Origin of the sequence: Devosia albogilva, assembly GCF_042685625.1 — a bacterium.
GTDB classification, from domain to species: Bacteria; Pseudomonadota; Alphaproteobacteria; order Rhizobiales; family Devosiaceae; genus Devosia; species Devosia albogilva.
Genome location: NZ_JBHUNP010000001.1, coordinates 313,739 through 328,561 on the forward strand (window position 1 = coordinate 313,739; position 14,823 = coordinate 328,561).

14 protein-coding genes are annotated in these 14,823 nt (G+C 62.6%); 6 read left to right on the forward strand and 8 right to left on the reverse strand.

The annotated features are described in order from the left end of the window. Positions 1-263: 263 nt before the first annotated feature. The 3 genes from ampH to ACFSX5_RS01670 form a co-directional block, all read right to left on the reverse strand. Positions 264-1,418 (reverse strand): D-alanyl-D-alanine-carboxypeptidase/endopeptidase AmpH, encoded by a 1,155-nt coding sequence (gene ampH, locus ACFSX5_RS01660; RefSeq protein ID WP_386831160.1) that lies wholly within the window; start codon positions 1,416-1,418, stop codon positions 264-266. 239 nt (positions 1,419-1,657) lie between these two features. Further along, positions 1,658-3,271, reverse strand: coding sequence for a BCCT family transporter (locus tag ACFSX5_RS01665; RefSeq protein ID WP_386831162.1), 1,614 nt, complete (start codon positions 3,269-3,271; stop codon positions 1,658-1,660). 182 nt (positions 3,272-3,453) lie between these two features. After that, positions 3,454-3,948, reverse strand: a complete 495-nt coding sequence (locus ACFSX5_RS01670) for a DUF421 domain-containing protein (protein ID WP_386831164.1) — start codon at positions 3,946-3,948, stop codon at positions 3,454-3,456. Between the two features lie 511 nt (positions 3,949-4,459). Here ACFSX5_RS01670 and ACFSX5_RS01675 point away from each other — a divergent pair. Continuing rightward, a complete protein-coding gene (locus tag ACFSX5_RS01675; RefSeq protein WP_386831166.1) occupies positions 4,460-5,023 on the forward strand; it encodes a hypothetical protein in 564 nt (187 codons plus the stop codon). 117 nt (positions 5,024-5,140) lie between these two features. After that, on the forward strand, positions 5,141-6,172 hold the full coding sequence (locus ACFSX5_RS01680; RefSeq protein WP_386831168.1) for an IS110 family transposase: 1,032 nt from the start codon (positions 5,141-5,143) through the stop codon (positions 6,170-6,172). 344 nt (positions 6,173-6,516) lie between these two features. Here the strand turns inward: ACFSX5_RS01680 and ACFSX5_RS01685 are convergent, their stop codons facing one another. Then, the gene (locus ACFSX5_RS01685) at positions 6,517-7,371 is read right to left on the reverse strand and encodes an alpha/beta fold hydrolase (protein WP_386831170.1); all 855 of its coding nucleotides are present in this window, start codon (positions 7,369-7,371) and stop codon (positions 6,517-6,519) included. Between the two features lie 214 nt (positions 7,372-7,585). Here ACFSX5_RS01685 and ACFSX5_RS01690 point away from each other — a divergent pair, with 214 nt between their 5' ends. Further along, the gene (locus ACFSX5_RS01690; RefSeq protein ID WP_386831172.1) at positions 7,586-7,999 is read left to right on the forward strand and encodes an RrF2 family transcriptional regulator; all 414 of its coding nucleotides are present in this window, start codon (positions 7,586-7,588) and stop codon (positions 7,997-7,999) included. 116 nt (positions 8,000-8,115) lie between these two features. On the opposite strand, the gene ACFSX5_RS01695 is transcribed toward ACFSX5_RS01690, so the two are convergent. Continuing rightward, a complete protein-coding gene (locus ACFSX5_RS01695; protein WP_386831174.1) occupies positions 8,116-8,967 on the reverse strand; it encodes a hypothetical protein in 852 nt (283 codons plus the stop codon). 194 nt (positions 8,968-9,161) lie between these two features. Beyond that, entirely contained in the window at positions 9,162-9,770 is a 609-nt protein-coding gene (locus ACFSX5_RS01700) for a HEAT repeat domain-containing protein (protein ID WP_386831176.1), read from the reverse strand. 234 nt (positions 9,771-10,004) lie between these two features. Between ACFSX5_RS01700 and ACFSX5_RS01705 the strand changes: the two genes are divergently transcribed. From ACFSX5_RS01705 to ACFSX5_RS01715, 3 genes are read left to right on the forward strand one after another with little or no spacing between them, the layout of a single operon-like run. Next, complete coding sequence (locus ACFSX5_RS01705; protein WP_386835555.1) at positions 10,005-10,493, forward strand: DUF4142 domain-containing protein; 489 nt, start codon at positions 10,005-10,007, stop codon at positions 10,491-10,493. Next, entirely contained in the window at positions 10,490-10,807 is a 318-nt protein-coding gene (locus ACFSX5_RS01710; protein WP_386831178.1) for an amicyanin, read from the forward strand. Before ACFSX5_RS01705 ends, ACFSX5_RS01710 begins: the two co-directional genes overlap by 4 nt. Before the next feature lie 40 nt (positions 10,808-10,847). Then, entirely contained in the window at positions 10,848-11,531 is a 684-nt protein-coding gene (locus ACFSX5_RS01715; RefSeq protein WP_386831180.1) for an RNA polymerase sigma factor, read from the forward strand. Positions 11,532-11,783: 252 nt separating this feature from the next. Here ACFSX5_RS01715 and cysN read toward each other — a convergent pair whose 3' ends face one another. Next, the gene (gene cysN, locus ACFSX5_RS01720) at positions 11,784-13,670 is read right to left on the reverse strand and encodes a sulfate adenylyltransferase subunit CysN (RefSeq protein WP_386831181.1); all 1,887 of its coding nucleotides are present in this window, start codon (positions 13,668-13,670) and stop codon (positions 11,784-11,786) included. Then, positions 13,670-14,578 (reverse strand): sulfate adenylyltransferase subunit CysD, encoded by a 909-nt coding sequence (gene cysD, locus ACFSX5_RS01725; protein ID WP_386831183.1) that lies wholly within the window; start codon positions 14,576-14,578, stop codon positions 13,670-13,672. The genes cysN and cysD overlap by 1 nt, the downstream gene beginning before the upstream one ends. Between the last annotated feature and the right edge of the window lie 245 nt (positions 14,579-14,823).

Below are 14,823 nucleotides of genomic sequence, written 5' to 3' on the forward strand. Positions count from 1 at the left end.
CTTGCCTTTGCCTTGACCGAGCGAGTGAGGGTCAGCGTCATCAAGACCCGCCTCGATGCCTTGGGGCTGCCGGTTGGATCGTGGATAACGGACGCGAAGATCGCCATCCGTGCGGGCCGTCTGAATCAGCCGGCAAACGTCGAGGGGGAGCTTACCGTGGCCGACCTGCTCGACCAGGCTGCTTTCCAGCTGCAGCCAGGACAAGATCGGGAGGCAGAGCCTGCACTAGCGGACTTCGAAGCGTCCGAGAACCGCTGTGCGCGCTATCGCGGGGCCAGCTGGGTGATCAGATCGTTGGCAAACTCGGCGATGGTTGCCGAGGCACCGAAATCGAACTCGTTGATGGCGACAAAGACACCCACGTCCCGGGTTGGTGCGAAAGCATGATACAGGAACATGCCCTGCAAACCTCCAGCCTTTTGCAGGATCAATGGCCGGTTCCCTTCAGGGGCCATCACCACCCAGCCAAGCGCCATGGCATCCATCTCGCCAGACTCGTCAAGGCCGTAGACCACCTCTAGCCCATCGCGCCATACGTAAGCGGCATGATCGATCATGAGCGTCTCCGCGTAGTGGTCCGAACTGCTATCAAGATGCCACTGCAGCCATTTCAGGATGTCGTCGGCGGTTGAATAGAGCCCACTTGCACCCGCCATCACTGCCGGTGTGGGGACGTCCGGAAGTTCCTCACCCTGGAAGCCGTGGCCTCGCATCAGTCGATCGTGCTCGCTTTCGGACACGCGCAGCATCGTGTCCGACAGGCCAAGCGGCTCCAATATTCGCTCCGCAAGAACTTGCTCGTAGGGTTTCCCCGCGGCTCGTTCGAGCGCCAACGCCAGCATGTCAAAACCAAAATTCGAGTACAGTCCGCCTGCTCCGGCGGGGAAAAGCTGCGGCTCGCTGGCAAGCGCCGCGTAGTAGGCTTCCTCTGTGAGTGTGGAGAACGGGTTGCCGTCCGTACCCTCTGGGCGGTCCACTTCTCGCGGTAGACCGGAAGTGTGGGTTGCCAGATCGATCAAACGGATCGGCCTTTCGCCCATGGCGGGGAACTGGGCGTCCTCATGGAGGTATTGCCCGACAGTGTCCGTCAGGCTCACTGTGCCGTCTGCCACCAATGAGGCAAGCACAGCCCCTGTGAACACCTTGGTGATCGACCCAACTCGCATGAGGGTGTTGCCGTCAGGGGGGCTTCCCGAGCCGTCGGAAGTTTCCCCGAAGCCGAAGACCGCAGTTTCGCCGCCTCGAGTAGCGCCGATTATCAAGCCTGGCACTCCCGTCTCCAGCGCCAGGACTTGCCCGGTAAAGTCGACCACTTCTGACAGCAGCGTGTCTTCGGCAACTGTAGGTGTCGGGATGGCGACGACTGCAGCAACGATGGCCGATTTCCAATAGCGCCCCATGCCACGTGAAAGGCCCATGCAAACATCTCCCGGAAGCAGCAACTAGAGGGCAGCCTCAGCAGCGAGGTCTAAGATCGGGTTAAGACAAGATGGCAAGGACCGAACTGGCCTTGGCAATCCGTTTTTGGGCGAAATCCGCTCAGGAGCGGACGATCTCCCTTCGGACGGCCAGCACGGCACACGCTTGACGTTTCTCAGCCCTGCGTCGACGAATAGACCAATGCAGTTGCTCTGTCGGCACACGTACCGGTGCGATATCACTGAAACTCATCCAGGCGTGGGCGCCTGCCCACGGTCACATTGTCGATGTTCTCGATCCGGAATCCCATGACCATCGAGGGGATCATCATGAACACGAGGCAGAACACGGGTAGCCCTACCACGGTGATCACCTGCTGCAGGGCGGTTAGGCCCAGATCGCCTGCCAGGATGATCAGCATCGCGGCCACCAGCCCCTCGCTCACACCCCAGAAGACGCGTTGCCGCACGGGTCCGGGCTCCGCAGTGCCGGTTGAAAGCATGTCGACAACCAGCGAAGCGGAGTCGGACGAGGTAGCAAAGAACAGCGCCACCACCACGACAGCCACGCCCTGAATAAAGGGCGCGAACGGGAAGTGTTCGAAAAAGGCGAACATCGCCAAGGGAACGGATTCGGCCACGGCGCGGCTGATTTCCCCCGCCTGCGGGCCCAATTGTTCGCGTAGGGCCAAGCCGATGCCATCGAACAGCATCGCCTGCCAGCCGAAAATGGCGAACCAGAGCAGGGTAAACAGGGAGGGCGCCAGCAGGACGCCGGCCACAAATTCGCGGATCGTCCGGCCTTTGGATATCCGCGCAACGAAAAGGCCCACGAAAGGCGACCAGGTGACTGTCCAAGCCCAGTAGAAGACGGTCCAGTTTCCCTGCCAGCCCCAGGGTTCGTTGGTCGGATTGATGTTGGCCAACATGTCGTTCCAGAAGGCAAGGCGCGGCAGGTTGGAGAGGTAAAGCCCGATGGTTTCGACGATCCCGCGGAACAGGAACAGCGTCGAGCCAGCCATGACCACGAACACCAGCAGGGAGACTGCCAACCCGATATTGAGGTTGGACAGGAACTTCACGCCCTTGTCGAGACCGGCCACGATCGAGACGACGGCCACCCCGGTCAGTACGGTGAGGATGCCGACCTTGAGCACCACATCATCGCTCACGCCGAACAGCGCGGAGAGCCCCGCGGCAATCTGCGCGGAGCCGAGCCCCAGCGAAACTGCGACCCCGAACAGGGTGCCCAGTATGGAGATGATGTCGATTGCCTTGCCGATCGGCCCGTGAATGCCTTCCTTGAGCAGCGGATAGAACACCGAGCTCACCCGCACGGGAAGATCATAACGGTGAATGAAATAGGCGAAGGCCAGGCCTGGCAGGGTGAAGATGGCCCATGTGTGCAGCGCGAGGTGATAAAGGGCGATGGAGACGGCGTCCCGCGCCGCCTGCTCCGAATAGGGTGCGACGCCAGGCAGGGGCGGGTTGGAAAAATGGCTGATAGGCTCGGCCACGCCCCAGAACATCAGCACCGTGCCGACACCGCCGGCAAACAGCATGGTGAACCAGGATAGGTTGGAATATTCAGGGGTGCTGTCCCGTGGCCCAAGCCTGATATGTCCGTGCTGGCTCAGGGCTGCCCACACCAGGAAGCCGAGCCAGACATTTACGCCCAGGATGAAGAACCAGCCCAGATTGGTGACGATCCACGCGCGACCTGCGGCGAAAGCCTGCCCAATGGGCCCGGGAAACAAGACAAGCAGAAGCACGAAGAGCAGTGTGCATCCCGCCGAAACGAAAAAGATGATGGGGTCAGTGCGTAACCCCAGTCGCCGTGCAAGACCTTCCACCAGCTCGTCCGATCGCTAGCCGACCCGAAAACGCAGCTCACAAGGGCCGCTGGCGTCGAAACGTTGCCGCTGCTGCAGATGTTCCAGCAGGTGTGGGAGCGTCTTCTCGGGAGCGGGAAGGGTTTGGCCGCTTGCTATGCAAGTGAATGGACGGCCCGGCGTCAGTTGGAACGAAAGCTGTGTCATTGGTCACCCTTGGAGCGCAGGGCGGCGCTGATGGTGCCATCGCTTTCCAGAACCAGGTACCGGACACTACCGACGTGCTCGCCGCCGGCAGATCGGATGGCGCTGAGCGCTTCATCCTGTGTCACTCGTTCGCGCTGGAGAGCGGCATGGCAGTACTCACCGTCATGGGCAAGGAGCGTGGGCTCCGATCGGACCGCCTGAGCGAAGCCTCGCCAGCGCACGGACGTGAATGTCACCAGGAGCTGCATAAGGATCAGCAATCCTAGCGCGAGCGCACCCTCGGCAAGTGCGATGGATTCCTGCAGCAAAATGGCGGACAGAGTTGAACCCAGGGCGACGGTGACCACCAGATCGAACGCATTGAGCTTTGCCAGTGTTCGCTTGCCTGAAATGCGTAGAAAGAGCACCAGGGTAGCGTAGGCGAGCACGCCGACGACGCCGGTCCGGACCAGCCCTGTCCAGTCCTGAAAGAACATGTTCGTCCAGTTCATTCGATCCTCCAATTCGTATCCCGCCCGGGGTGTGCCAAAGACCAAACGGCTTCGGGGTTGAATGGTGTCCCGCGTACTGAATGGTTGACCGACTAGGAAGCTGGCGGTGGAGCCAACAGGTCGCCGGCACCCCGAATGGTGCGATCTTTATCCCAGAAGAATGGCGCGCTGGCGTGCCGAGCTGATGCCCGGTGCGCTTGGGGAGTTGTTGAGATTGCTGCAGGCAGCCGGCAACATTGCCGAAGCGCGAAAAGCGCGGTTGCCTCGGAGCTCTTCCGTTTGCGCCGGGCCAGAAGCTGGCAGGGGAATAGTTGGCCGGGCCCGATGTTCCTGATCGGGCACCAATGAACTCATGTTCCTGCAGACGCATTCGTCCGCAATGAATTGGCTAGCAGCGCTAGGCGCTATCACTCTTGCATCGGTCTGCATTGGAGCCGGTCGGCTGGGCATCGTGTCGCGATTTCAGCGGCAAACCTGGCTCAGCTTGGCGGGGGGTGTGGCGACGGCCTACTTGTTCATCCATCTCTTGCCCGAGATTGGCCACTACCGTGAGCAGATTGACGAGGACGCGGAGGGGAGCTCTGGAGGGATTCTCTACGTCGTCCTTCTGGGCGGAACGTGCATCTACTACGGAATTGAATCCTTCCTCTCCAGCAGCCGACGTGCAGGCGGGCGGACTGCGTTCGTCGTCCACACGGCCGGATACTCGCTGTATTTCGCCCTGATCGGGTACTTTCTCCAGCACCGCGGAGACCCGGGGGATCTACAGGAGATCCTGTATATCCTTGTATTGGGGATACACATCCTGGCGCTCGACGCCGCTTTCCGAGGGCAACACGAACAGCTCTACGATCGCATCGGGAGGTGGGTCATGGCGACGAGCGTTCTCGCCGGTTGGGCGGTGGGGAACGCCACCACAATGCCACCGTTGATCATCGGCAGCGCCTTCGCACTACTGGCCGGCGGCATGATCCTCAACATTCTACGTCAGGAACTGCCCGCCAGTAGCGACGGTCGCTTCCTTCCCTTCTTGGTTGGGGCGAGCGCATGCGCAGCGATGCTCGCCTTCGCTTAGCGCGGCCAAATGCACTGGGTCGGTGGCCGGCAGGGTAGGGGTGATGGGGTGGACGCCCCCGGCGGCATCGATGTGCCAAAGTGGAGGTGTCGAAACACACCACATGAGGAGGCGCCCGTGTCGGAAGTTACCACAATCGGTCTGGATATTGCGAAAAGCGTTTTCCACGCGCATGGGGCAGATGCGACCGGCCGAGCGCTGTTCAGCCGGAAGATCAGCCGCAGCAAGTTGCTTGAGTTCTTCTCCCGGCAGCCACCCTGCACGGTGGCGCTGGAGGCCTGCGGCGGTGCCCACCACTGGGCCCGCGAACTGACCCTATTGGGTCACGAGGTGAAGCTGATTCCGCCGGCTTACGTGAAGCCCTTCGTGAAGCGGCACAAGAACGATGCTGTCGATGCGGAGGCAATCTGCGAGGCTGCGCAGCGACCGAACATGCGCTTTGTGGGGATCAAGAGTGAGGTGCAGCAGGCCTCGGCGCTTGTGTTCCGAACCCGTGATCTGCTGGTGCGGCAGCGAACCCAGCTGATCAATGCAATCCGCGGGCATCTGGCCGAGTATGGATGGGTCGCACCAAAAGGCCCTTCGCATGTGGCGGTGTTGAGCGACCTGCTCGAGGGCGAGATAGGCTCATCGCTTCCGCAGGCAGCCGTGCCCATGTTCCGGATGATGCTCGATCTGCTGGAAACGTTGAACGCCAGGATCATCGAACTGGACAAGGAGATCGCGCGGCGCGCTCGCGAGGATGCCGTTGGAAGGCGGCTCATGACGATACCAGGCGTGGGCCCCATCATCGCGGCAGCGATTGTTGCCCTTGCCCCGCCCGCCGAGACATTCACCAGAGGACGAGACTTTGCCGCCTGGCTCGGCCTGGCGCCACGGCAGCTCTCGACAGGAGGCAAGCAAAAGCTTGGGTCGATCACGAAGATGGGCGAACGAACGCTGAGGCGTCTCATCATCATCGGCTGTAGCGCAGTCGTGCTGCATGCGAGCAAACGAGGTGCCCCAGCAGGTTCGTGGCTTGAACAGATGATGGCTCGGAAGCCACGCATGCTGGTGACGGTCGCGCTTGCCAACAAGACAGCGCGCATCATCTGGGCGCTGCTCATGAAGCAGGAGGATTACAAAGCTCCGGTTGCAGCTACGGCGTAAGCCATAGCGAACCAGAGGTCGTCGGAGACGTAGTCGGTTCGAAGGAAGGTATGGCGCAACAGTCGGTGACGGGGCCGGACAACCAGGGCTTTCCACTGTGCCAAGAGCACGCTGTGGGTGATATGGATCCGGTCCGCGAACTCCCATACGGGCCCGCAGCCTCTGGTGCTGCATCAGAGGCCGGACAGATGGCAGCATCCGACAACGTGCCGAGACCTCCCAACAAACCACTTGCGTCTTACGGGGCGTCCACAGATGGGAAGCCGAACGTCGGCTATAGATACAGGCGACATCAAGAGCGGACGTCGCTGGGGAAGCTGACAGAGGGTCTCCAAGACTCAACCTCAAGGCAGGTCCGTCAGCTCTCCAAGGAATTCCAAAAGGATGTCGTTCACCTGCTCAGGCTGCTCCTGGGGCGCCCAGTGGCCGCACTCCTCGATGAACACCGAGCGGCGTAGTCCTGGGACGCTGTCCCTCATGCCGGCGATAATCTCGCGCATTCCTGGAATGCTCAGGCCCACGTCCTGCTGGCCAATCATGTACACGACTGGCACCTCGATCCGCCGACCTGAGAAAGCTCTCTGAAGACGCCAGTTCGCATCAAGGTTCCGATAGTAGTTGAGAGGCCCCATGAAGCCGCTTGCCGTGAACGCTGCAACATAGTTCTGCAGGTCTGCCTCGCTGAGCCAGCTTGGAAGCACTGCAGGATCCGGTAGCGGGCCAAGAAGACCGTCCTGTCGCGAGACCATGGAAAAGGGGTTCGGTGTTCCATCACCGGGAAGACGGGGGCCGGCATCGAACGATGCAGCGAACAATATCTTGCGAAGCGTCAGCGCGATATCAGCCTCGAACTCCGCCTCAGCCACTCCCTGCTGCTGGAAGTAGAGCGTGTAGAACAAGGCCTCTTCATTCTGCGGAAAAAAGCTGGACGGCGGCAAAGGCGCCGGGTCCATAAAGGGCACTCCTATTGCTGCCACGCCTCGAATTCGGTCAGGTCTAGCCTGGGCAGCGCTCCACGCCAGGGTACTGCCCCAGTCATTTCCAACAAGAACCGCGTCTTCGATGGCCAAGGCATCAAGCAGCCCGATCACGTCTCCAACACCGTCGTAGATCGAATAAGCCTCCTGCTCTTGCGGCCTGGCCGTGCCTCCATACCCCCTCAGGTCGGGTGCTATGGCCCGGTAACCTGCTTCCGCCAACGCTTTGATTTGATGACGCCAAGCATACGACGTTTCGGGAAAACGTGGAGGAACAGCACGGCCATTCCGCTACCCTCCTCGACCAACTTCATCTCTAGCCCGTTTGCGTTCACACTCGTCATGGTCAGCCAGATCTCCTGCTGCAATGCGTAACTGAATATGTTACAGAACTAGCGAGGTCAATATTCTGCAACTGACGCTGTTACGGTAAGGCATGAGCGACACAAGACTTGCCCGGATGATGCACGTTCTGGTGCACATGCACCTGCTCGGCGGCTCCGAGACATCGGAGGTGATAGCCCGGATGCTGAACACCAACCCGGTTGTGGTGCGACGCACCATGGGCCTCCTGCGCGACGCTGGCCTTGTTTCCTCGGCAGGCGGCCGGAGCGGAGGATGGAGTCTGGCACAGCCCGCCGAGACAGTAACCATGCTCGACGTTCATCGTGCTCTCACCAGCCAAGTCTTCGCCATCAGTTGCTCGAATGACCATCCAAACTGCCCCGTAGAGCAAACTGTAAACCACCTGATCGGACACGCCCTACACAAGGCCGAGGCTGCCTTGTCCGATCAACTGAGCCGGGTGACGATCGAGGCAATCGCGCAAAGGTACCGAAGCACTGGTTAGACGTAGATTGTGGTCTACCACGGGGTGGGTTGCCGACAGTCCGCTTCCGGCTGAATGGCCCCTTCTTGAGACAAGCCTCCTGGGCTCCCACAACCTTCGTGCTTCACTCCCATGCCTTAGCGCAGCGCGCCGTCGTGAGTGCCCGTGAGTGCATCGATCAACCGGTGCGGCACGGTCAGGTCCCACCAAAGGGCATCTGCATCGTCCGCCATGTCGGTGAGCGGCTTGACGAGGCTGGTCGAGGCGAAGACGAGATGGGGGATAGGCAAGCGCAGGCTGAACCATCCATGTTCGAAGCCCGCGGTTAGATAGGTATTCGGATGGCGTGCAGCCAGCGCCGGCATGGCGCGCCGAAAATTCGGTGTCAGCAAGATGTCGGCGGAGGCATTTTCGCTGACGATGGTTTCGAAGACCGCATCGAACTCGGGATCTATCTCCTGTCTTCGCTCCCGGCTGCCCGTCACCTGCCGCAGCAGGTCGTCCACCTCCGCGGCAAAGCCTGACCGCGGCACCAACTGCACGTTTCCGGAAAATGATCGTGGAACTGCGATCTCGACCTGCATGACATGGGTGATCCGCCGTCCGGACTTGCGCCGCCGCCAGATCGTGGACTCGATCAGGCGATAGTCGATTTCGCGATAGCGGCCGCGGCTCTGCCAGGCGGCGACACGCATGCCTTCGTCGCTGAACAGGTCGCCGAGCCACTTCTCGATCTCGACCGCGCCCCAGCCGCTGGCGAACTCGACCTGCCCCCAGCGCTCGCCGATGGCCGGCGCCAGCACGGCAATGGCAAGATCGCGCCACAACCGTTGCGACAGCCGCCACACCCCCCAAGCCCCCAGCGCCGCAGCCAGTGGCGTTAAAAGAAACGCCTCCAGGTATTCAAGCAAGACAAAGAAGGTAGCGCCCACCAGATTGAGGCTGGCGGACAGTACCTCTATCCGACGCGGCTCCGCCGCGCCCAGCATGGCGTCGATGTCGTCGCGCCCCAGCCCACTCGCCAGCGTTCCGTCTGCCTTCCTTGTCATCCGAACGGCATCTCCAGTTCTGAGTCTGATTGCAACATCATCCCCTGCCCCGCGTCGACCAACACGCCCGGAGCCACCCCAGCCGCGGGTCAGTTCCAGTCACCAGTCTGAATGTACCACCGACACCGGGCCTTCTAGTCCCCGGCTCCAAGTGCTTCGCGCATCAGCGTGCGGGCCATGACGCGGACCCGCTCGTTTTTATCCTCGACCAGAGGGGCGACAGCCTCGAGAATCTCTTCGTGCCCTCCCTGATCGACAAAGAAGGAAAGCCCGTAAAGTGCCTGATATCTGACACCCCAATACGGGTCACTGAGACTGTCCACCATTTGCGAAACCACGGCGGCATTTTTGCTACGCGCCAAAACGTCGACAGCAGCCACCCGCACACCAGGTGACGGCGATTGTAGTGCCTCCACTGCTGTGTCGAGAATGGCCGAGTGATACTTCGTGCTGCCCGGTAGAAGCTGGGCGAGCAATTTCAGAACATCATCCTGCCTGTCGGTCCCTGATCGATGGAAGGCGTCGATCAGTCTCGGTATTGCCGCCACGTCCGCTTCAGTTGGATCATGTTGCAGCAGCCGAAGCACCTCCGCGTTGGCCTCCTGGGCAAAAACGTCAGTATCAACAGAGCTGTCCGTAGCCCTCTCTGCCAGGCCGCCCAACGGGCCTTCCGCCGCCGCCGGTCCGGCCAATGCCATGAGCCAGAGCACCAGGACTGCCTTGGAGCTTGTAATCTTCAGCATTGAACCGGCCTCCATCGCTTGCATGCGAACATAGGACGCTCGCCGATGCGAGACGTTTTGTGCTCATGCATTGGCAACAAAACACTCTTGGCCGATCGTGCCCACAGATCTGGGGACCTTTCTCTGCGTGCCGCATCTATTCTGGTGAGACCTGTGCAGCGCCGGCATCCGCCGCGGCGCCCCAGGTCCTGCACAGGAGTGGACATGTTCAGAACCCTAGTGACCTCGGCAGCCATGGCGGTGGCCCTGGCCAGCCCGACCTTCGCCCAGGCTGATCTCACCGACCCGCAGATCGCCCATATCGCCTATACGGCTGGCGAGATCGACATTGCCGCGGCCGAGCAGGCGCTGCGCAAGAGCACGAATCCCGAGGTGACCGAGTTCGCCGAAACCATGGTGCGGGACCACCGCGCCGTGAACGAGCAGGCTTTGTCGCTGCTGGAAAAGCTTGGCGTCGAACCCGAGGACAACGCCACCAGCGCAGCCCTGAGCGAAGCCGCCGCAGCCAAACTCGAAGAGCTCGAAGCACTGGAGGGAGAAGCCTTCGACGCGGCTTATGTCGCCAACGAAGTGGCCTTCCACCAGACGGTGAATGAGGCCCTCGCGGCAACGCTGATCCCCTCCGCGGAAAATGCTGAGTTGAAGGCTCTGCTGGAGTCGGGCCTCACCCTGTTCGGCGAACACCAGATGCACGCCGAACATCTCGCGGCCACGTTCAAATGAGCAGTGGCCGCCTTCTGCCCGCCTTGCTCGCCGGCCTGGTGCTTCTGACCAGCCCTGCGCTTGCCGAGGAGTACGTCATCGTCATCGATGCCATGAAGTTCGCCGCGCCGCCCGACGGACTGAAGGAGAATGACGTGATCGTCTGGCGCAACGAGGACATCTTCCGCCACACCGCCACCGACCGCGGCGGCAGCTTCGACATGGATCTCGAGCCGGGCGCCGAGGCCCGGCTGACGCTTGCCGCGGCCGGAACATTCGAGGTCTACTGCCGCTACCACCCGGGAATGACCCTCGATCTGGTGGTGGAACCATGAACGCGCCTGCCATCCCCGCGCAGCGGAAAGGAGGAGAGTCATGACCATCCCTGCTCTGGCCGTCAGCAGGATGCCGCACCCGCCCGACTACGCGCTCCTCGGAGAGCTGGAGCTTGTCTCGTTGGCCCGCCTGCGGGACGAGCGCGCTATTCGCCTCCTGATCAAGCGGCACAACCAGCGGCTGTTCCGCACCGCCCGGTCCATCCTCGGCAATGATGCCGAGGCGGAGGATGTGGTCCAGGCATCCTATGCCCTGGCCTTCACCCATCTCGACAGCTTCAGGGGAGACTCAGGCATGGCCACCTGGCTGACCCGCATCACCGTCAACGAAGCGCTCGGACGCCTGCGCCGGCGGCGCCCCACCGAGCGCATCGACGCACTGGACGACGACGCGCCGGCTCTCAATTCGGGCGAGCCCAGCCCTGAGGAGGAGGTTGCGCGCCACGAGGTGGCCCGGCTGCTGGAACGCATGGTCGACCGGCTGGCACCGGGCTTCCGCTCGGTCTTCGTGCTCCGCGACATCGAGGGCCTCAGCACCGAGGAAACCGCCACCCTGCTCGAAATCCCGGCGGAAACGGTGAAGTCGAGACTGCACCGGGCGCGGCGCGAGTTACGCACGCAGTTCACCTCACAGGTCACCGGATCGTTCGCCAACCTCTACCCTTTCGATGGCGAGCGTTGCGCCTCCATGGCAGATCACGTCCTTGACGCCATCCGCCGCTGAACCGCACGATCACCCCGCCACACCGGGGCGGACATCTGCGAGCACCGTGTCCAGCTCCGCGAACTGTTTGGGGTATGCGCCCGTGCTACCGGAGGCGATTGCCGCGTCAAGAACCACCCCGAACCGGAAGAGGTCGGTCGGCACCAGGAACGTCTTGCCGTCAGGGGCAACGCGCAAGGGCGCACACAGAAGACGCTGCCCGGCATCCCTGTAACGCGCTGGCCGGGCGTCAGCGGTCCACTGGCCCTGGCCTCAAAGCCCCAGCCGCCCATACAGCACATCGGCCAATTCCACCGGCTCCGCTTCCGCCCCGTGCAGCACCACGTCGGGGTTGGTGGGCGCCTCGAAGGGGGAGTCGATGCCGGTGAAATTCTTGATCTCCCCTGCCCTTGCGCGCTTGTAGAGCCCCTTGGGGTCGCGCGCCTCGCAGACCTCGAGAGGGGTGTCGACATAGACTTCGGTGAAGTCGATGTCGCCGGCGATCTCGCGGGCGAGGCGCCGTTCCTTTTCGAAGGGGGAGATGAAGGAGACGAGGACGATCAGGCCGGCATCGGCCATCAGGCGGGCCACTTCGGCAACGCGGCGGATGTTCTCGACGCGGGCGGCTTCGGTGAAGCCGAGATCCTTGTTGAGGCCGTGCCGCACATTGTCCCCGTCGAGGATATAGGCGTGGCGGCCCTCGGCGGTGAGGCGCTTTTCGAGCAGGTTGGCGACCGAGGACTTGCCGGATCCGGAGAGACCGGTGAACCACACGATCCGCGGCGTCTGCCCCTTGAGCTCGGCGCGCACCTGCCGGTTCACGTCGAAATTCTGGTAGGTCAGGTTCTGCGCCCGGCGGAGGCCGAACTCGATGGTGCCGGCGCCCAGCGTGCTGTTGGAGACGCGGTCGATCAGGATAAAGCCGCCGGTCAAGCGGTTCTCTGCATAGGGATCGAAGGCGATCGGCTTGTCGGTGGCGATGGTGACGGTGGCAACCTCGTTGAGGTCGAGCTTGGTCGCCGGCGCTTGTTCCAGCGTGTTGACGTTGGTGCGGAACTTGATGTCGGTGATGGTCGCCGGCACCAGTTGCGTGCCGATCTTGAGGAGGTACGAACGGCCGGCAAAGGCAGGCCCCTCGTTCATCCACACCAGCCGCGCCTGGAACTGGTTGGAATAGTCCGGCGTCTCGCCCGGCCTCGCCAAGACGTCGCCGCGGGAAATATCGAGCTCGCGGTCCAGCACCAGCGTCACCGCCTGCCCCGCCACGGCGCGCTCGAGATCGCCATCCATGGTGACGATGCGCTTGACCAGTGCCGGCTTGCGCGAGGCGGCGACCAGCACCTCCTCGCCCACCGCGATCGTGCCGGAGGCGACGGTGCCGGAGAAGCCGCGGAAATCGAGATTGGGTCGGTTCACCCACTGCACCGGCAGGCGGAACGGCAGGCTGGTGCGGTCCTCGTCCACCACGATGGTTTCGAGATACGGCACCAGTGGCGTGCCGGTGAACCAAGCCATGTTGGTGCTGGGCGCGAGAATGTTGTCGCCGCGAAGGGCCGAAACCGGCACTGCGTGGAGGGTCGAGAAACCGAGCGGCTCGGCGAGGGCGCGGTACTCGGCCTCGATGCGGTCGAAGACCGCCTGATCGTAGCCGACGAGGTCGATCTTGTTGACCACCAGCACCACGTGCTTCACGCCGAGAAGCGACAGGATGAAGGTATGGCGCCGGGTCTGGGTGAGAAGGCCCTTGCGGGCATCGACCAGCACCAGCGCCAGGTCGGCGGTCGAGGCGCCGGTCGCCATGTTGCGGGTGTACTGCTCATGGCCGGGCGTGTCGGCAACGATGAACTTGCGCTTGTCGGTCGAAAAGAACCGGTAGGCGACATCGATGGTGATGCCCTGCTCGCGCTCGGCGGCGAGCCCGTCCACCAGCAGCGAGAAATCGATGCCTTCGTCGCCGGTCACGCGATTGCGCGAATCCTTGCGCAGGGTGGCGAGTTGGTCGTCGAGCACGAGCTGGCTGTCATAGAGCAGCCGCCCGATCAGGGTGGACTTGCCATCGTCGACGCTGCCGCAGGTGAGAAAGCGCAGCAGCGACTTGTCGGTCTGTTCGGCAAGCCAGCGATCGAGTTCGGTGTTGGAGATGGCAAGGGACAGGCTCATCAGAAATAGCCCTCCTGCTTCTTCTTTTCCATCGAACCGGCCTGGTCGGAGTCGATCAGCCGGCCCTCACGCTCGGAGGTGCGGCTGGCCTGCATTTCCATGATGATCTCGGGGAGCGTCGCGGCGCCCGAACGGATGGCGCCGGTCAGCGGGTAGCAGCCAAGGGTGCGGAAGCGCACCAGTTCCTCGCGCGGCGTCTCGCCGGCTTCGAGGCGATAGCGCTCGTCGTCCACCATGATCAGGGTGCCGGAGCGCTCCACAACTGGGCGCTTCTGGGCGAAATAAAGCGGCACGATCGGGATGTTCTCGGCGTAGATGTAGGTCCACACATCGAGCTCGGTCCAGTTGCTGATCGGGAACACCCGGAGGCTCTCGCCAGGGTTGAGGCGGGTGTTGAACAGGCGCCAGAGTTCGGGGCGCTGGTTCTTGGGGTCCCAGGCATGGCTGGCATTGCGGTGGGAAAAGACGCGCTCCTTGGCGCGGGACTTTTCCTCGTCGCGACGGGCCCCGCCGATGGCGGCATCGTACTGGCCGGCGCTCAATGCCTGGCGCAGGGCCGCGGTCTTCATGATGTCAGTATAGCGCGACGAGCCATGATCGAACGGATTGATGTTGTCCCGCAGCCCATCCGGATTGGTGTGGGTGATGAGATCGAACCCGTATTCGGCCGCCATGCGGTCGCGGAAGGCGATCATCTCGCGGAACTTCCACGTGGTGTCGATGTGGAGCAGCGGGAACGGGATCCTGCTGGGATAGAAGGCCTTGCGCGCCAGGTGCAGCAGGACGCTGGAGTCCTTGCCGACCGAATACATCATCACCGGCCGCTCGAAGCTGGCGGCGACTTCGCGGAAGATCTCGATGCTCTCGGCTTCGAGCGTTTGCAGATGCGTGAGGCGGGTCGTGGTCAAGGCGCGTCCGGGCTCCCGAGGATGGGACTAAGTACGGTAGCTGCACGGCAGGGAGCAAGAGACAAACCCGGCACCGACGCGCGTCTGGCCCGCCGGTCGGGACATGTTTCTCTGGCGGCCCCGGCTGCCAGTACAACGCTGCGCACGCGCCGGTCCCCACGGGCGTTGGGTTCGCACGGCACCGCAGTGCCCGGAAAAATAGTTCACGGCGAGAGCGCCCGGCTCTGTGCGCCAGGTCCTTGCAC